Here is a 19,066-nt window from a genome sequence, read left to right as displayed (position 1 = left end):
TCTAATCCCTTAATAAATGAAAATACAATCCGTAATCGTAGACGATGAGATCATTGCAAGAGAAGTTCTCAGAAATTATATCACGAAATACTGTCCGCAAATAGAAATTGTGGGTGAGGCGGAAAACATTAAAGAGGCAGTTCCCTTAATTGCTGAAAAACAGCCGCAATTGATTTTTCTGGATGTAGAAATGCCTTTTGGAAATGCCTTTGATGTGTTGGAAGCTACCAAAGAATTTTCCTATGAAACTATCTTCATTACAGCATTCTCTCAATATTCACTGCAGGCCCTTAATAAATCTGCAAGCTATTATATTTTAAAACCAATTGATATCCAGGAACTTATTGTTGCGGTGAATAAAGTGGCGGAAAGTCTTGAAAAGAAGGAAGAGCTCAACCGTAATAAGATACTTCTCGAAAATCTAAAATTAAAGCCTGAAAAACAGCAGCTCATTCTCCCGACACTTCATGGATTCGATGTTGTAAAAACTGAAGATATTCTAAGGCTGCAGGCAGATGGGAATTTCACACAGGTTTACCTTACCGATGGCTCAAAAAAAATGGTCTGCCGTTTTCTGAAACATTTCGATGATCTTCTGGAAAATCCTTTTGTAAGGGTTCACCGTTCCCATATCATCAATGCAGGATTTGTAAAATCTTACCATAAAAGCGGAACTGTGATGCTTTCAGATGATACGGAAATTGAGGTTTCAGGCAGTTTTAAAGATAATTTCCTGAAGGTCTTTTCCTAGAATTATCTTTCCTTACGGCTTAAAGGCATTATTTTTGAAGTTTCATTGCAATCACGCAAAATATTCAATTATGAAAACTCTTCAGAAAATTGCGGTTCCGGTTACCTTAGGTATTCTGGGGCTGGTTGTTTACAATTCCTGTTCTCCCGGGATTGCAAAAGGAGCTGTTGCCGTCCATAACTTTGATGCTAAAAAATATCTTGGAAGATGGTATGAAATTGCCCGTTTCGATTACAGGTTTGAGAAAAATATGGACAATGTCACCGCCGAATACTCCGAAAATCCAAACGGTTCCATCAAGGTCCTCAATAAAGGCTATGATTACGTTAAAAAAGAATGGAAAGAATCCATTGGAGAAGCCCGGTTTGTAAAAGATAAAACCGAAGCCCGTCTTAAAGTTTCATTCTTCAAACCGATCTGGGCCGGCTATAATGTGATTGATATTGATGAAGATTATCAATACGCTTTGGTAGCAGGAAGTAGCGTAAAATATTTGTGGATCCTATCCAGAACAACTTCCATTCCTGAAAGTATAAGACTGCGTTTCATCGAAAAAGCAAAAAAGATAGGATATAACACCGATGAGCTTATTTGGGTAAAACATAATCAGTGATTAAGATTTCAGATATAAGACATCAGATTCCAGACTGAGATGGGAAACGTCAGTTGTGAATATTGCTTCGCAAGTGAAATGTGAATGATAGACTTCAAGAATCAAGGGTTAAGATTTAGATGTAAAATATCAGATATTACCGCTGGTGGCTTCGAGTGCCTCAGCAACCACATATTTGGCTATCATTTAATTTTTTAGATTTACAGCTTTCAGCTCTAAAGCCCTCGGACACTCAAACTCATATTCTGCTGGAAGCATCATCAAATTTGCCGTCGGCAAATAATTATAGTTTTAAACAGTATCAGCCACAGATATAAAAAATGATTTTATGTTGTAGCAGCCGTAGATTTTTACGTCATTTGCAGGACATTTCTTTCAAGAATTTTATATATGGAAAAAGCTGTTCTGATTACTATCGGTGATGAAATCCTTTCCGGAAACACCGTTGATACCAATTCTAATTTTATTGCCACAGAGCTTAAAAATATAGGCATACAGGTTACACAGATCTTCACCATTTCAGATGAGATCAATACCATTAAAAATACTTTAAATGCTGCTTTCGAACTTGGAGACCTGATCATCACTACGGGTGGTTTGGGGCCGACAAGAGATGATAAAACCAAAAAAGCACTGGCGGAATTTTTCAATGACGAAATTGCTTTGGATGAGGTTACTTTCAACCATCTTAAAAATTATATGGAAAGGCGTGGCCGTCTGGATATCCTTGAAAGAAACAGAGAACAGGCTTTCGTGCCTACAAAATCCGTTATTTTTCAAAACCACTTTGGAACTGCGCCATGCATAATGATGGAGCAGGACGGAAAATTATGTTTCAGCCTTCCGGGTGTTCCTTATGAAGTAAAACCGTTGATCAGGGACCAGATTATTCCTTATTTAAAAGATAAATTCAATCTTTACTATATCCATACCAGGATAGTTTCTGTGGTGGGAATCCCCGAAAGTATTCTCGCAGATACTATTGAAGATTGGGAGCTTGCCCTTCCTGAAAACCTTGCATTGTCTTATCTGCCGGTAGGAACGCGTGTAAAATTGAGACTCACTGCTTCAGGGGAAAATGAAGCGGCTCTGAAACAGCAGGCAGAAGACGAGATACAGAAACTACTTCCTTTGGTAAAGGATCATGTCATTGCGGTATCGGAAGATAAAATAGAGAAAATTCTGGCGGAGATCCTCACAGAAAGAAAACTGACCATTTCCACTGCGGAAAGCTGTACCGGAGGTGAGCTGGCAAGAATGATCACCTCGAATTCCGGAAGCTCAAAATATTTTATCGGTGGAATTATACCTTATGCTACAGAAAAGAAAGTAGAGATTTTAAAAGTTTCTCAAGAGACCGTAGACCAGTTTACAGTGGTAAGCGAGCAGGTGGCCAGCGAAATGGCAAAAGGCTGCCAGAAATTATTTGGTGCTGATATTTCCCTTTCCACAACAGGTGTTGCGGGTCCGGGTAAAGGTGAGGACGGCAAAGAAGTGGGAACCGTTTTTTATACCATAAGGATCAATGAAAAAGAAGTCACTTCAAAACTGTACATGCCTCATCTGGACAGACCGGATTTCATGAATTTTGTTTCCCAGAAGATCATCCAGGATCTGGTGAGCTTGCTAATTTCTGAGTAATTTTTTAACTATTCGGGGATAAAATAATCAATACTTATAATTGTTAATTTTTTATTGAAAAGAATTGTAACAGATTATAAAAAAGACAGACATATACTATAAATTTGCTATCATAATGAAAAAACTAACGCTTTCTTTGTTTTTACTGGCAGGTGTTTGCTCACTTAATACAGTGAACGGACAGGCAAAAGCAGTAAAAACAGCAGTTAACAGCACAGATAAAGGCTTGGATATTAGCCTTATGGACACTTCTGTACGCCCGCAGGATGATTTTTATAACTACGTAAGCGGAACTTGGATGAAAACAGCCAAAATTCCGTCTGATAAGCCGACGTGGGGAAGTTTCAACAAACTGGCTGAAGATACGGATAATAACTCGATGACTATTCTGAACTCTCTTCTGAAAGATAAATTTGCAGATGGAAGCGAAGGTAAGAAAATCCAGGATCTGTATGCTACTTACATGAATATGGAGAAGAGGAATGCAGATGGAATCAAACCTATTCAGGCTAACCTGAATAAAATTGACGCAATCAAAAATCTTACTGACCTTCAGAACTATTTGATTTCTGTAACAAAAGACGGAGAAAATACTTTGTACGGATGGGGCGTTGATGCAGATCTTAAAGATTCTAAAATGAATGCCGTGTACTTAGGAAATGCTTCTCTGGGATTAGGAAGAGATTATTATCAGAAAGTAAACGAAAAAAATACTGAAGCTCTTGCTGAATATCAGAAATATGTAGCTTCCATGCTTCAAGAATTAGGCTACAAAAATGCTGATGTAGCGGCAAAAGGAATCGTTGATTACGAAAAAAGTATTGCAAAAACTTATCTTACCAACGAACAGAGCCGTGACAATACCCTGCAGTACAACCCAAAAACAATGGCTGAGCTTTCAACATTGGTAAAAGGAGTTGATATTCCTGCTTACCTTAAAAACGTTGGGGTAAGTACAGATAAAGTAATTATCGGAGAAATCGGATATTACAAAGAATTTGATAAATTGGTGTCTGCTCAGAACCTTCCTGTGATCAAAGATTATTTAAAATTCCACATGATTCACGGAAGCTCAGCTTACTTAAGTGAAAAATTAGGTAATATGAGATTTGACTTCTATGGTAAATACCTGAGAGGCCAGCAGGAACAGAGAGCATTGAACAAGAGGGGCTTCGAGTTGATCAATGGTACGCTTGGTGAAGCCTTCGGAAAATTATACGTTGAAAAATACTTCCCGGCTGAGGCAAAGGCACAGATGGTGGAATTGATCGACTATTTAAAGAAAAGCTTTGCGGTTCATATCAACAATTTAGCGTGGATGTCTTCTACAACGAAGGAAAAAGCAATGAACAAACTGAACAAGTTTACGGTAAAAGTTGCTTATCCTGATAAATGGAAAGACTACTCAAAATTAGATATCGTTTCCGAAGCTAAAGGTGGAAATCTATACAGCAACCTTCAGAATATTACCGAATGGCAGTACAATAAAGATCTAGCAAAAATCGGTAAAGCTGTGGACAAAGCAGAATGGGGTATGACGCCGCAAACGGTCAATGCTTATTACAACCCGGTAAACAACGAGATTGTTTTCCCTGCTGCAATTCTTCAGCCGCCATTCTTCAATCCTAAAGCTGATGCTGCCGTAAATTTCGGAGGTATCGGTGCTGTTATCGGTCACGAAATGAGCCATGGATTTGATGATTCAGGTGCACAGTTTGATGCAGACGGAAACCTTGTAGACTGGTGGACCCCGGAAGATAAAGCGAACTTCGAGAAAGCAACAAAAGCTCTTGCTGCGCAGTATGACAAATACGAGCCGGTAAAAGGAACTTTCGTAAACGGTACTTTCACAAACGGAGAAAATATCGCTGACTTAGGAGGAGTAAATATCGCTTACGATGCCCTTCAGATGTATTTAAAAGATAAAGGAAATCCAGGGAAGATCAGCGGATTCAGCCAGGATCAGAGATTCTTCCTGAGCTGGGCAACCGTTTGGAGAACTTTATCCAGTGAAAAATATATGGTGAACCAGGTAAAAACTGACCCGCACTCTCCGGGATACTTCAGAAGCTTCGGTCCACTCATCAACGTTGATGCTTTCTATAAAGCATTTGATGTGAAAAAAGGAGATAAATTATACAAAACTCCGGAAGACAGAATCAAAATCTGGTAAAAATAACAAACCGCTCATTGTTGAGCGGTTTTTGTTTTTTAGAAGATGCGGAGTAAGATTCCGAAGTACAAGATGCGAGTTGTGAGGTGAGAATTTCCGGGATTGAATTGAAAAATAAATAGTTCTGATTTCACAGATGAATTTCGTTTTATACTCAATTGTATTTAGAGCCTTCCATTCTCAAGCTCCAAGGCTCATATCCCCGAATCACATGCCAACCTGTCAATTCTTCAACATTTATCAATTATCATTAATCACCTATTGTTAAAGTTTGTATATTTGATAAGTTTGTAGACAATCAAAAATTATCTTTAATGAAAAAGCTAAATATTGGAATACTTGCCCTTTCCGGCATTGTATTTTTAAACTCATGCGGTGCGGCTAAAACTGCCGTTACAGAAACCAAAAGTGAAACTACGGTTGCTGTTGCAGAACCTGTGAAAGAAGAAATAAAAGATGAGGGAATCAATTTATCTTATATGGATAAAAGCGTTCGCCCGCAGGATGACTTTTTTAGCTATGTAAATGGGAATTGGGTGAAAACTACCCAGATCCCTTCCGATAAAGCGAGCTGGGGTTCTTTCAATGCATTGAGGGAAAATGTGGATGATGCTTCTCTGGATATTTTGAACAAAATTCTATCCGAAACTTATTCCGAAGGATCCGAAGGGCAGAAGATACAGAATCTGTACGCATCTTTCATGGATGTAAATAAAAGAAATGCTGATGGGCTGGCTCCAATCAAAGGAGATTTAGCAAAAATTGAGGCAATCAAAAATCTTAATGACCTGCAGAAATACCTTCTTGAAGCCACAAAATTGGGCGACAATTCCTTTTATGGCTGGAGAGTAGGCGCAGATATGAAGAATTCTAAAATGAATGCTGTATATCTTGGCGGCCCTGATCTTGGGTTAGGAAGAGATTATTATCAGAAAGTAAATGATGCCAATACTAAAACTTTAACAGAATATCAGGCTTATGTTGGGAAGTTATTCGGAGTTTTAGGAAATAAAAATTCCGCAGAGGCTGCGCAGAATGTGGTGACATTTGAAAAGCAGCTGGCCAACTACCTGTTGACTCTGGAGCAGAACAGAGATGCCAATCTGAGATACAATCCTAAAAATGTAAATGAACTTTCAGGATTGGTTAAAAATGTCAACCTTGCCAAATATCTGAAGGATGCAGGAGTGAATACCGACAAAGTAATTATCGGCGAGCTGAAATATTACCAGAATATGGATCAGTTTGTGACTGAAAAGAATCTCCCTCTGTTAAAAGATTATCTGAAATACCACTTGATTAACGGGAATGCCAGCAATCTTGATGATAACCTTGAGCAGATAAGATTCGATTTTTATTCAAAATATCTTCAGGGCCAGAAAGAACAGCGTCCGATGGACAAAAGAGGGCTTAGTCTTGTGAATGGGGTTCTTGGGGAAGCTTTCGGAAAATTATATGTTGAAAAATATTTTACTCCTGAAGCAAAAGCCCAGATGGAGATGTATATTGATTATATTTTAAAATCATTCAAAACACATATCAATGATATGGACTGGATGTCTCCGGCGACTAAAGTGAAAGCTCAGGAAAAACTCTCTAAATTCACTGTGAAAATTGCTTATCCGGACAAATGGAAAGATTATACCCAGTTAAAGGTGGAATCTCCAAAACAGGGAGCAACACTATACTCCAATCTTCAGAATGTAGCTGCATGGCAATATCAGAGAAGCCTTGATAAAGTAGGAAAACCGGTTGATAAAACAGAATGGGGAATGTCTCCGCAAACTGTGAATGCTTATTACAGCGGATCAAACAATGAGATCGTTTTCCCGGCTGCCATTCTTCAGCCTCCTTTCTATAACCCTAAAGCTGATGCTGCCGTAAATTTTGGAGGCATCGGAGCTGTTATCGGACACGAGATATCTCACGGATTTGATGACAGTGGTTCACGTTTTGACGGAGATGGAAATCTTAACAACTGGTGGACGGATGAAGACCGTAAGAATTTTGATGCGAAAGTAGCACAGCTGGCGGCTCAGTACAGCGCTTACGAACCGGTAAAAGGAAGCTTTGTAAACGGTAAATTTACAAGCGGTGAAAACATTGGCGACCTTGGTGGAGTAGCGGTAGCTTACGATGCCCTCCAGATGTATCTGAAAGACAAAGGAAATCCTGGAAAAATCAGTGGATTTACACAGGACCAGAGATTCTTCATGAGCTGGGCAACCGTATGGAGAACAAAATCTACCGATCAGTATATGATTAACCAGGTGAAGACCGATCCGCATTCTCCGGGAGTGTTCAGAGCATTCGGGCCACTTGTAAATCAGGACGCATTCAACAAAGCATTTGATATAAAACCTGGGGACAAAATGTATAAAGCACCTCAGGACAGAATAAAAATTTGGTAGAATAACCAAAAATTGTTAGAAAAGAAAGGATCCATCCCAATTAAATGTGAGATGGATTCTCTTTTTAATAGGCTTTCTTGTAATTCCGCAGGACAAAATTTATTCCGGTTTCAATAATGTCTCCCATGGTTTTGCAATACTTGAAGTTGACGTCGTAGGTGAGTTTTTGCAAAGCTGTTTTCAGCTCTATAACATTGGCTTCCGGCGCAATATCTTCTTTTTTCATAATAGCAATAAGTTCACTGAACCTGCTTTTGCTGCTGGTCACTCTTTTTACAATTTGTGAACGCACTTCTTTACGATACTGTTCTATAGAATTAGGCTTCAGTTTTTCCAGTACCATATTAACCATTACGCTGTTTTCTTTGAAATACTGGGGAAGATAAACTTTCAAATTCCCTTCATAGCTTTGCTGATCAAAATCGATGGGGCGAATTCTGTAAATAACCTGATCGAAATCGTGAATAGGAATAATAACATAATTATAAGAGCGCATGTCACCCAGCAGCCCGATGAGGCAACGTTCATTGAATTTTACAAATTCTTTGGAAATCTGTGCTTTTTCCATTTCTGTACAGTTGAATAAATGTTTCTGGATAAAAACGTCTCCGGGAATTCCTAGGATATGCTCTTCTATCAAGGTGTTTTTGTAAATCAGAAAGTTAATTCGGTTGGGAGAAAGCAGGTCTTCAATTTCCAGCCCATAGATTCGGGAAGCATCCGCCTGTTTTATATAAAAATTAGTATGATTGTCGTTTAGAATATTCCTCACCCGAATTCGAAAGGGTTTAGAGTTTCCGAAAGTACAAAAGTCAATTGTATCCACTTTAAGATAAGGTAAAGTAGCCTCATCTCCATCGGAATGAAGAAGGGTGTAAATCTTATTTAAATTAGCCTCTATTTCTGTAAATTCATGCTCAGAATACAGTACACCGAGCCACAAAGTATCCTTGCCCTCCTTATCCAGAATATTTACACTGTCGCTGAATCTCAGCAGGTCTTCATATAAAAACTGAATCTTAGTGGTTCTGTTATGTTTTTCCAAATATTGATTTAATGCTTCTGAAACAGGATATATTGGTTTTCTGAATGCGATCTTTACATCTTTCATGACTGTGTTTACTTTGTTTAAATATAAAGAATATTTTTTTCCTCACATTGGAGAAATTCTTATTTTAACACGTTTTTTGATGCTTTTTTATAAATGCAAAGTGCACAAAGATTTTATTTTATCTCTTCATAGCTTATTTTATTTATTTTTCATAGTTTAGTGAATCGTAAAGTCATGATTTTACGTCATATATAAATTATGTTAAATTAAATATTTCAAGAAAAATCTTTACAAAATTTTGTATGTTACAGTTTTTTTTTAAATTTAAACATTGGATTGGTAATTTGTTTGATTCATCGGTAAATTACTCAAAGACAGATCCAAACCAAAATCAGAAATCTCAAAATAATAATAATATGGCAATGTTTAATTATGGTGTTGGCGGCAACGAGGTAAAAGTAGACGCTAATGAAGCTATTCAGGAAATACAGGAAAACAAATCGCTGATAGTGAGCCAGCTTACTACAGAAGAATCTTATACCCCTGAAATCGTAACAGGATTAAAAACCGTGGACGACGTCTTCAGACATTTTCAACCATCCGTAGCTGTACAGCACGAAACGGAAGATGGTGGTGTAGTAGAGGAGGAATTCCGTTTTCAGAATCTTGCAGACTTTACACCCAAAAACCTTACTCAGAAATCAAACTATTTACAGCAGCTTAGTATGGAACAGGAGCAGTACAATAAAATCGTACGCCAGCTGAAGACCAATAAAATTCTGCGTAATATGCTTGAGAATGATCAGACCAGAGCTGCATTCATTGAAGTATTGAAAGATGTGGCACAAGAACTTGAAAAATAATTATTTACACTAAATCAAATCATGGATAGCAAATTACAGGCACAAGAAAGCCAACAGCAGGGTCAGCAGCAACACTCAGGGCAGCCGAAAGGCAACCCGCTTGCAGAGCTTAATAAAATAGGAGGTTTTGGCTTTGTTGAATCCGTTGTAGACGGTATCGCCAATATGAACCCTACAAGAAAAGCCAGGAAAGAAATTTTCCTGACAGACAATAATAAATCAGACGAAAGAAAAGAGCTTCTTCAAAAAATAAACCTTTGGGTAAGTCTTTTAGAAGGAAACGAATCTGCAGACCAAATGGCAGACACCTGCAAAACCAAAGCGCAGGCAGCAGACCAGAATTTAAAGACCAACCTGAAAAATACACTTGACGCAGTACGTTTGTTGGAAACCAACTACAGAACTGTAGCCCAGTTCTATAAAAACACAGAGTTGGATAAAGTGGATAACGTAAGCATCGTCAATGCAAGCCTTGAACAGGTTTCAGATCTGGATAATCCTTTATTCATTGATGCTATTTCCGAAGAATTCAAAAACTATTACGACCGTTTAGATCTTAGAGACAACTATTCTATCCTGGCAATACCCGGATATTTAGGCTCAAATAAAGTCATTGAAAAATGGGCGAAAATCTGTAACGAGAACAAAGTAATGATGGTGACCGACTTCGCCAACCTGGATAAGCCGGATGATGTAGTAGACCTGTTCCACTCTGCAAACCTTACCGGAGGCGAGCTTCACAGAAGTAACGTTATTATGACGTGTAACTGGCTTGTAGGAAGAGGAAGAGCCGAAGAAGTAGGAGAAGAGGACAATGTAGAGCTTCCACCTTCCACTTCATTGGCAGGAAAAATCCACAAAACTTTGATGTCTCAGGTGGCAGCAGGTAAAAAACATGGTAATATCAACGAAGTAGATGCCGTAAAATTCGAATTGAAGAAAAGTGAAATTTCTCAGTTAGAAAAAATGGGTCTTGTTCCAATGGTAAACGAATATGGTAAGATCATGGCATTCTCTGCGAAAACATTGTTTACAGGAGATAACATCGGTCTTCAGACCTATTCAGTAGTACGTGTATTCGACTATGTAACTAAAGTTTTACTTGACTTCCTGAACAGAAGAGCCTTCGAAAACTGGAATGCTAAGAACGAAGACGATTTAAGAAGACAGATCGTGACCTTCCTTGACAATATCAAAGGTCCGGACAAATTGATTGAAAAATTCAAAATTGTTCGTTTCGAGCAGGACAGAGTCAATAAAGACAGAGTATGGCTTGATATCCGTATGACTCCTTATTTCCCTACAAAAAGCTTCGTTATTAAACTGGACGGGCACAAAGGAGATGATGGTAACGAATGGGATGCACAATATACTCAGGAATAACAACAACCCAATTTTAAATAACAAAACCGATGCATTTTACATCGGTTTTTTACTGCCAATTCATATGAAAATTAATGTGATCAAAAAAAGTTTAAGCTTCTTGATGCCTTTGCTCCTGCTGATTGTATTATCAGGATGTGAAAAAAAATACCAGGCTCCCGACCACTACGCGGTAGATCTTTTTAAAGACGAACGGCAGCAGGGAAAAGCCTATATCATGAACGAAGAGGAGTGCTTTGACGGTAGCGAGCTGGTTATCGCAAGCTCAAATGTCAAACTGACTGACAGTTCAAAAGGAAGAGGAAAAACATTCTTTCTTTACAAAGTAAGATCCGGAAAAGTACTGAAAACAATAAGAGATTCAGTGATGGATTATCCGTTCATGTTTCTTTCCGATCAAAAACTGAAGCTTAAGCCAGATTCAATCTACCTTTATCTGAAAAAACTTGAAGGCTACCGGTTTATTGCTGCAGAAAGAAATCTTAAATATCAATGGCTGAAAGCTGCTCCCGTATATTCCGTTAAAAAGGATAAATAATTTTATCTTTGCAGAACGGGAACTGACAGCATTTTAAGCTTTTTAAACGAGGTTGCAAAATATGCTTCGACTCCGCTCAGCATGACAATCTGCAGCTATATGGTATTAGAGGTGTCATGCTGAGCGAAGTCGAAGCATCATAAAATAGTTGCAGTTAAGAATTCCCTCAAATCATTTTAAACAGATAAAGGTTTTTGGAAAAAGATAATAAAAGTTCAGATTTTCTCCATATTGGAAATAAATTACTGAGCTGGTACGGAAAAAATGCAAGAGATCTGCCTTTCAGACAGACAAAAGACCCTTATAAAATCTGGATCTGCGAAATTGTTTTTCAGCAGACAAGAATCAGTCAGGGCCTCAATCATTACAATAATTTCATTAAAAGATTTCCGGATGTAAAGACACTGGCTGACGCGGAAGAAAATGAAGTGCTGCTCTACTGGAAAGGGCTTGGATACTATTCAAGAGCCATTAATATCCATAAGGCCTCACAACAGATCATGAACGATTACCATGGCGTTTTCCCTGCCGATTATGAAGAGATTTTAAAATTAAAAGGAGTCGGAAAATATACTGCTGCGGCAGTATCTAGCATCTGCTTTGGAGGTAAAATGCCGGCTGTTGACGGTAATTTTTACAGAGTTTTAAGCCGTATTTTTGCTGATGACTTCGACATTTCAAATTCAAGAGCCTTTTCCTACTTTTCTCAACTGGCAACATTAGTCATGCCTGAAAATGTAGGCGATTTTAATCAGGCCATGATGGATCTCGGTTCAGAAATCTGTAAGCCTAAAAATCCTCTCTGTGGTGAATGTCCTGTAAATGATGACTGTCTTGCATTTTCCTTACAGAAAACATCAGATTATCCTGTCAAAACAAAAAAGGTGAAAACAGAAGATCTTGCCCTGAAATATTATTTTGTGCACAGAAACGGACAGTTTCTGATCCGGCAGAGAAAAGAGGATTTCATCTGGAAAAAATTATTTGAATTTCCACCGGTAATTTCTGCAGAGCTGGAACCGTTTATCAGAAATGTAAAAACCATCAGTCATAAGCTTACCCATAAGAATCTCACCATTGAAATTTCAAGTGTTGAGGTTCATTCAGAAGCGGTTTGGAACAGTTTTATAGCCGAAAATCAGTACATTATTACAGACTTTGAAGCTTCTCACGATAAATCTTTTCCCAAGCCTTTGGAAAACTACATCCAAAACTCACTGAAAGACTGAAATTTGTCTCCCAAAACTAAAATCTAATTTGTACTTTTGCAAAATGATAAAAAATGTCATTTTTATTTTTGTTTCACTGCTTTTAATTTCATGCGGAAAAGATCATATTCCAAAACCTTACGGGGAACTTCGCCTGGAATATCCGGCACCGAAATATCAGAAGTTTGAGAACAACTGTGCCTATATTTTTGAATACTCAGACTTTGCATCCATTTCTGATGCTAAAAAGCCGTGCTGGTACTATATAAATTATCCAAAAATGAAAGCCAAGGTCTTTGTGACCTATTATCCGATACAGAATGATTTTGCAGACCATATCAAAGAAGCTGAGAAAATGGTTTATGAGCATACCATTAAAGCGAGTTCCATAGATACCAAATCATTCGAATACCCTGATAAAAAAGTGTACGGAAATTTCTATGAGCTTAAGGGGCAGAGTGCTTCCAATCTTCAATTTTACATTACAGACAGCACAAAACATTTCGTGACTGCTTATTTATACTTTAATACAAGGCCGAAACCCGATTCTTTGGCCCCGGCAGTGAACTATATCAAGAATGATATGAAGCACCTGCTGGACACTTTTGAATGGAAAAAATAATTGATTTTTAAAATACATTGAAAAATATATGAAACTTTTAGTTGTAGGAAGCGTTGCATTTGATGCAATCGAAACGCCATTTGGTAAAACTGATAAAATTTTGGGAGGTGCCGCTACTTATATCAGCATCACTTCATCTGTTTTAGGCGTTAAATCTGGTATTGTTTCCGTTGTTGGAGGAGATTTCCCACAGGAGCACCTTGATATGTTCACAGACAGAGAAGTAAATATTGAAGGAATTGAAATCGTAAAAGAAGGGAAAACATTCTTCTGGTCCGGGAAATATCATAATGATCTGAATACCAGAGATACTTTGGCTACAGAAGTAAATGTTTTGGAGAATTTTGATCCGAAAATTCCGGATTCTATGCAAGATGCGGAGATCCTTCTGCTTGGAAACCTGCATCCGGGAGTTCAGCTGTCCGTACTGGAAAAAATGAACAAGCGTCCAAAGCTTGTTATCCTTGATACGATGAACTTCTGGATGGATTCAGCATGGGATATTCTGATGAATATGATTGCTAAAACAGATGTTATTACCATCAATGATGAAGAGGCAAGACAGCTTTCAGGAGAATATTCTTTAGTAAAAGCAGCTAAAAAGATCCACACCATGGGTCCTGACTATGTAATCATTAAAAAAGGAGAGCACGGCGCTTTGCTTTTCCACGACAATAAAGTATTTGCTATTCCTGCACTGCCATTGGAAGAGGTTTTCGATCCAACCGGAGCCGGAGACACTTTTGCAGGAGGTTTTGCAGCTTATCTTGCTAAAAAAGGTAAGTTTGATTTCGAAACAATGAAGTCTGCTTTGATCGTAGGTTCTGCAATGGCTTCCTTCACGGTTGAGAAATTCGGAACAGAAAGAATTCAGGAAGTAAGTGAAGCGGATATGTTCAGCAGATTAAGACAATTCAAAGAATTAACGACATTCGATGTCGAACTGCAATAAATAAGTCTTTTTAAGAAATATTTATAATAAAAAATTTAGACTAATTCGTTAAGTATTCTAAATTTGCAACTTGTTTAAAATAGTAAAATGACAAATAAACTAAAAATCACTTTTCTTCTTGGGATTTTCATGATGATATTCTCTTCAAACATGAATGCTCAGCTAAAACCCGGAGAATTAGTGGATGGTATTGCTGCTGTTATCGGGGATGAAATTGTTTTGGAATCTGATGTGAATGAGCAGATGAACTATGCCAAACAACAGGGAGCCTCTGAGACTGACAAATGTGACTTCCTTGAAAACCTGATCAGCAACAAGCTTCTTGTATACGAAGCTAAAAAAGATACATTAATTGAAAACCGTTCTGCTGCCATTAAAGAGCAGGCCAATGCAAAATACCGTCAATTGCTTTCTCAGTTCCCTGACGAAAAAACTATGCTTGCTGCATATAAGTTCAGAAACGGGTATGAAATGAAAAACGCTATTGAAAAGATAGATGTAGACCAATATTACGGGCAGGCAAAGTATCAGCGTATCACTGAAAAGGCAGACGTAACCCCAAATGAGGTTACAGACTTCTATAACCTGTACAAAATGCAGCTTCCGGAAGTAAAGGATGAAATCTCTTTAGCGCAGATCATGATATATCCTAAACTGACCGATGCACATAAAGAAGACCTTATCAAAAGGTTAAATAAAATCAAGCAGGATATTGCCGCTGGAGAAACTTTTGAAAGCCAGGCAAGAATTTATTCTGAAGATGAAGGATCTGCGGCAAATGGAGGACTTTATAAAAATATATCCAAAGGGCAGATGGTAAAACCGTTTGAAGCGGCTGCACTGAACCTTCAGGAAAATGAGATCTCTGAGCCTATTGAATCTGAATTCGGATACCATATTATACAGCTGATCAGAAAATCAGGGAAAGTATACGATGCAAGACACATCTTGTTGAAGGCGACCCCTACAGACGATGAAATGAAGACAGCAAAGGCAAAACTGGACAGTATCAAAAAACTTGTTCTTGATGGGAAAATAACATTTAAAGATGCTGCTTTTAAATTTTCAGAAGATAAAAAAACGAAATTCAACGCAGGAATTATTTCAGGCGCAGATGGTTCTGATAAAATTGAAAGAGAAAGCATTCCCGGATCTATTACCTATGAACTGGCAGGTCTGAACAAAGGAGATATTACTAGTCCTTTCGAAGATGAAGATAATAAGAGAAAAGTAATAAAGATCATCAAATTGGAAGACGTTATTCCTGCCCATCAGATCACACTGGAAACAGATTATAACAGGATCAAGCAGATGGCGCTCAACAAAAAGCGTAATGAAATGATTGAAAAGTTTGTCAACTCTAAATTACCGACAACCTTTATATCAATTGACGGACGCTATGATAACTGTAAATTCAAAGCCAACTGGAAAAAAGAATCGATCAAAAAATAAAATATAAAACCTTCAGAAATTCTGAAGGTTTTTTTATACCAAAAAGTCAAGATATTTCCTTTAGAACCCACGTTTTTTATTATTTTTACGCATGAGCAATTTTATAGATTTCAATTCAGCAAAAAAACTTCAGGAAATGAAGACGGATCAAAATAGAATTACAGAGCTTTTCAATATACAATATCCTATTATTCAGGCAGGAATGATCTGGCATTCAGGTTGGAGACTGGCTTCGGCAGTTTCCAACTGTGGAGGTTTGGGGATCATAGGAGCGGGAAGCATGTATCCTGATATCCTGAGAGAAAATATTCAGAAATGTAAATTGGCTACAAATAAACCCTTCGGAGTTAATGTGCCTATGCTGTATCCCAACCTTGAAGAGATTATTCAGATTATTCTGGAAGAAGGAGTGAAGATCGTTTTTACATCAGCCGGAAATCCTAAAACCTATACGGAAACCCTTCAAAAAGAAGGAATAAAGGTTGCCCACGTTGTTTCGTCTACTAAATTTGCTGTAAAATGTGAAGAGGCAGGAGTAGATGCTGTAGTGGCCGAAGGTTTTGAAGCAGGAGGTCACAACGGAAGAGACGAGACCACGACGTTCTGTCTAATCCCTAATGTAAAGAAACATATTTCCAAACCATTGATTGCTGCCGGAGGAATTGCGTTGGGTTCTCAGATGAAAGCTGCTATGATCCTGGGCGCAGACGGTGTACAGATTGGCTCCAGATTCGCTGCTACCGTTGAAGCAAGTGCTCACGAAAACTGGAAAAAGAAAATTACAGAACTGAATGAAGGCGATACCCACCTTACTTTGAAAGAACTGGCACCTGTAAGGATGGTGAAAAATAAATTCTTTAGTGAACTGGAAGACATCTACCAGTCAGGAAGAAATAAAGAAGCTTTAATAGCTTCATTGGGACGCGCAAGAGCAAAACGTGGAATGTTCGAAGGAGATATGGAAGATGGTGAGCTGGAGATTGGACAGGTTTCCGCTTTAATTAATGATATATTACCGGTAGAAACCGTTTTCAGTAACTTGTTAAAGGAATTTGAAGCAGCAAAAGTCCCGAGTTTATAGATCCGACTGAATGGAAGAGAGAATAATAGAAGTAAGAGGTCAGAAACTTTATATCACATACAATAATATAGCTGAAGAAAAGCCCGTTATTATTTTTCTTCACGATTCCTTAGGCTGTTCACAGCTTTGGAGAGATATGCCGGAAAAACTGTCTGAAATTACAGGCTGTAATATTCTTATGTACGACAGATTAGGTTATGGAAATCCGGACCTATGCTTACCCATGAAAAGCCGGTTAATTATATGGAACTGGAAGCTGGCTTACTGAATAGCCTGCTGGATGAGCTTGAGCTTAACAATATAATTTTATTCGGACACAGCGACGGAGGAACCATTGCCCTCATTACAGCTTCAAAATATCCCGAAAAAATAAAAGCCGTAATCTGTGAAGCAGGACATATTTTTGTAGATGAGATTACATTAAAAGGCATTTATGATGCCTGGGATGCTTATAAAACGACCAATCTTGCCGAACGCCTTGCCAAATACCACGGAGATAAAGTGGAAGTGCTTTTCAGAGCCTGGACAGAAACCTGGACCCGTGAAGATTACAGAAGCTGGAATATTGAATACCTTTTAAAAGATATTCATTGTCCTTTACTCTTTATTCAAGGAGAGGCAGATGAATATGGTACCCTGGATCAGGTTGAGAAAACAGTCTCACAGGTAAGCGGTGTTGCAGAAAAATATATCATTCCGGGAGTAGGGCATACACCGCATAAAGAGGTTCCGGAGCTGGTTCTTAATAAAGCATCAGATTTTATTAAAAAAATATAGTTGTTTGAAATATAATCAACAGTGTGGGCATCCTAAATTTAGCAGGGGTGCTTTTTTTGTTACTTTTTGATGATTAAATGACCTCTGAAATATAAGTCCAACTTTTACTACCTTTTTATTTAGCCTGATTTGGTTTTATATGTACAAATTGGGAAGATAATCCTTCTATTTGTATGAAATATACACATTATTACAGCCCAATTTTATTTTCAGCTATTCTTTACATTAATTTGGGTAGTTTTTATATTAACGCAGGTGTAAGCTTTGATGAAATAAAAAAAATGAATTATCTATATTCCGGATAAATTTTAAAGCGATTGTTTTAAAATAATTAACCTTTTTTATTTCAGTATATTCTAAGATAATAGGGGCTGAGAATTACACAAAAAACACATATTAAATCACGTTTAAGTGATATTATATTTCTATTTTTGAGACATCAAACAACGATGCAGAAGATTCTAAAAACAAAATTTGATGAAAAAAAATTCTTTCAAGAAATTTCAAAATTCCCCCTTTGTTATTAGTAGTTTAGTTGTGTTTGAATGAATGGTTTCATGTTGGAGATGTGGCTCTGCTGCATCTCTTTTCTCAATTATATTTATAATAATTGAATTTCTGCTGCTATATTTTTTCTTGCCTGCTGCTCATATGTATTCCTGAAATGCTTCGTTTTAAAAATACTTTCCATTTCCAGGAAATGCTTCAAAATCTTTTTCCTTCCAGGCTTATAGAGAAGATCGGGATACAGGGTATATTCCTTTCGGATCTTCCGGGTATAATCAAAATATATTGCTGAGTCTTTTCCCAGAACAGAAAGGTCTGCATCCAGAAGAAAATTTGTATCCTCATCATCTGACTTTTGATGGGATTTTGTAGCCAGGATCTGACTTTCAGTTTTTAAAATTATAGCTTGAGGTAGCCCCATTCTTTGAAGCCGTTCTGCTGCATATGAAGCACTTTTTTCTTCATTGGACTTTGAAGAGGCATCATAGATAACATCGTGGTAAAAAACAGAAAATGAAACAGTATAAAAATCTTCAATATGATTTTTTACACTTTCCAGTTCCATGAACATATTCTCAAGATGAAACAGATCATGATAATGCCTGCCTTTTCCGGAATATTGAGTTTCAATTTCATGCCACAGGTTTTCAATAAGACTTCTGTCTTTCGTAAAATGAAGGCAGAGATCCGTGAAGTTTCCTTTCAGATTCATGATGAATTGATATAAAAAAAGGAACTTTTAAAAAGTTCCCTGATTTGCTTGCAATACTGCTTTAAGATCAGCCCAGCCTCCGCCGTTATAGCCATCCTTCAGGCCCTGGCCATTAAGATATTCCAATGCTTTTCCGCTTCTGTTTCCGCTTCTGCAGAATAAGATCACAGGTTTTTCGATAGACAAAATCTCTTCCTTTCTGTCTTCTACTTCACCAAGAGGAATATTTTTGGCCCCGTCTATATTTCCGTCCATTTCAAGCTCCATTGGCTCACGAACATCAATTAATTCATAATTTCCAGACTGTATAACTTCTATTAAAGACATAACT

At 37.7% G+C, this 19,066-nt stretch carries 18 protein-coding genes; 15 read left to right on the top strand and 3 right to left on the bottom strand.

Annotated elements, in window-relative coordinates:
* Positions 1–16: 16 nt before the first annotated feature.
* The 5 genes from ACMGDK_RS06440 to ACMGDK_RS06420 all read left to right on the top strand — a co-directional run bounded on the left by ACMGDK_RS06440 (position 17) and on the right by ACMGDK_RS06420 (position 7,589).
* The gene (locus ACMGDK_RS06440) at positions 17–751 is read left to right on the top strand and encodes a LytR/AlgR family response regulator transcription factor (protein ID WP_436807175.1); all 735 of its coding nucleotides are present in this window, start codon (positions 17–19) and stop codon (positions 749–751) included.
* A 70-nt stretch (positions 752–821) separates the two neighbouring features.
* Positions 822–1,364: a lipocalin family protein gene (locus ACMGDK_RS06435; RefSeq protein WP_436807174.1), complete on the top strand. Its 543-nt coding sequence runs from the start codon at positions 822–824 to the stop codon at positions 1,362–1,364.
* A 390-nt stretch (positions 1,365–1,754) separates the two neighbouring features.
* The gene (locus tag ACMGDK_RS06430; protein WP_436807173.1) at positions 1,755–3,005 is read left to right on the top strand and encodes a CinA family nicotinamide mononucleotide deamidase-related protein; all 1,251 of its coding nucleotides are present in this window, start codon (positions 1,755–1,757) and stop codon (positions 3,003–3,005) included.
* A gap of 115 nt (positions 3,006–3,120) precedes the next feature.
* The gene (locus ACMGDK_RS06425) at positions 3,121–5,178 is read left to right on the top strand and encodes a M13 family metallopeptidase (protein ID WP_436807172.1); all 2,058 of its coding nucleotides are present in this window, start codon (positions 3,121–3,123) and stop codon (positions 5,176–5,178) included.
* 314 nt (positions 5,179–5,492) lie between these two features.
* Complete coding sequence (locus ACMGDK_RS06420) at positions 5,493–7,589, top strand: M13 family metallopeptidase (RefSeq protein WP_436807171.1); 2,097 nt, start codon at positions 5,493–5,495, stop codon at positions 7,587–7,589.
* Between the two features lie 64 nt (positions 7,590–7,653).
* Here the strand turns inward: ACMGDK_RS06420 and ACMGDK_RS06415 are convergent, their stop codons facing one another.
* Entirely contained in the window at positions 7,654–8,700 is a 1,047-nt protein-coding gene (locus ACMGDK_RS06415; protein WP_436807170.1) for a hypothetical protein, read from the bottom strand.
* Positions 8,701–9,056: 356 nt separating this feature from the next.
* Here ACMGDK_RS06415 and ACMGDK_RS06410 point away from each other — a divergent pair, with 356 nt between their 5' ends.
* The 10 genes from ACMGDK_RS06410 (at position 9,057) to ACMGDK_RS06365 (ending at position 17,516) form a co-directional block, all read left to right on the top strand.
* Positions 9,057–9,503: a type VI secretion system contractile sheath small subunit gene (locus ACMGDK_RS06410; RefSeq protein WP_436807169.1), complete on the top strand. Its 447-nt coding sequence runs from the start codon at positions 9,057–9,059 to the stop codon at positions 9,501–9,503.
* A 21-nt stretch (positions 9,504–9,524) separates the two neighbouring features.
* Positions 9,525–10,886 carry a DUF5458 family protein gene (locus tag ACMGDK_RS06405; RefSeq protein ID WP_436807168.1) on the top strand — a complete coding sequence of 454 codons (1,362 nt, stop codon included), beginning with the start codon at positions 9,525–9,527 and terminating at the stop codon, positions 10,884–10,886.
* Positions 10,846–11,424 carry a hypothetical protein gene (locus ACMGDK_RS06400; RefSeq protein ID WP_436807167.1) on the top strand — a complete coding sequence of 193 codons (579 nt, stop codon included), beginning with the start codon at positions 10,846–10,848 and terminating at the stop codon, positions 11,422–11,424. Before ACMGDK_RS06405 ends, ACMGDK_RS06400 begins: the two co-directional genes overlap by 41 nt.
* Positions 11,425–11,618: 194 nt before the next feature.
* Entirely contained in the window at positions 11,619–12,653 is a 1,035-nt protein-coding gene (gene mutY / locus ACMGDK_RS06395; RefSeq protein ID WP_436807166.1) for an A/G-specific adenine glycosylase, read from the top strand.
* A 43-nt stretch (positions 12,654–12,696) separates the two neighbouring features.
* The gene (gldD, locus tag ACMGDK_RS06390; RefSeq protein WP_436807165.1) at positions 12,697–13,254 is read left to right on the top strand and encodes a gliding motility lipoprotein GldD; all 558 of its coding nucleotides are present in this window, start codon (positions 12,697–12,699) and stop codon (positions 13,252–13,254) included.
* A gap of 28 nt (positions 13,255–13,282) precedes the next feature.
* Positions 13,283–14,206: a PfkB family carbohydrate kinase gene (locus ACMGDK_RS06385; RefSeq protein ID WP_436807164.1), complete on the top strand. Its 924-nt coding sequence runs from the start codon at positions 13,283–13,285 to the stop codon at positions 14,204–14,206.
* An 87-nt stretch (positions 14,207–14,293) separates the two neighbouring features.
* Complete coding sequence (locus tag ACMGDK_RS06380) at positions 14,294–15,658, top strand: peptidylprolyl isomerase (RefSeq protein WP_436807163.1); 1,365 nt, start codon at positions 14,294–14,296, stop codon at positions 15,656–15,658.
* Positions 15,659–15,749: 91 nt separating this feature from the next.
* Positions 15,750–16,739 (top strand): NAD(P)H-dependent flavin oxidoreductase, encoded by a 990-nt coding sequence (locus tag ACMGDK_RS06375; protein ID WP_436807162.1) that lies wholly within the window; start codon positions 15,750–15,752, stop codon positions 16,737–16,739.
* Positions 16,740–16,749: 10 nt separating this feature from the next.
* Positions 16,750–17,007: an alpha/beta fold hydrolase gene (locus tag ACMGDK_RS06370; protein WP_436807161.1), complete on the top strand. Its 258-nt coding sequence runs from the start codon at positions 16,750–16,752 to the stop codon at positions 17,005–17,007.
* A complete protein-coding gene (locus tag ACMGDK_RS06365; protein WP_436807160.1) occupies positions 16,953–17,516 on the top strand; it encodes an alpha/beta fold hydrolase in 564 nt (187 codons plus the stop codon). Before ACMGDK_RS06370 ends, ACMGDK_RS06365 begins: the two co-directional genes overlap by 55 nt.
* A gap of 601 nt (positions 17,517–18,117) precedes the next feature.
* On the opposite strand, the gene ACMGDK_RS06360 is transcribed toward ACMGDK_RS06365, so the two are convergent.
* Positions 18,118–18,735, bottom strand: a complete 618-nt coding sequence (locus tag ACMGDK_RS06360) for an HD domain-containing protein (RefSeq protein ID WP_436807159.1) — start codon at positions 18,733–18,735, stop codon at positions 18,118–18,120.
* 27 nt (positions 18,736–18,762) lie between these two features.
* Positions 18,763–19,062 (bottom strand): rhodanese-like domain-containing protein, encoded by a 300-nt coding sequence (locus tag ACMGDK_RS06355; protein WP_436807158.1) that lies wholly within the window; start codon positions 19,060–19,062, stop codon positions 18,763–18,765.
* Positions 19,063–19,066: the final 4 nt, after the last annotated feature.

It is taken from the genome of Chryseobacterium hilariae (genome assembly GCF_051400735.1).
Classification (GTDB): domain Bacteria; phylum Bacteroidota; class Bacteroidia; order Flavobacteriales; family Weeksellaceae; genus Chryseobacterium.
The sequence above is the reverse complement of the archived record's forward strand: the minus strand, read 5'-3'. Positions and strand labels throughout refer to the sequence as shown.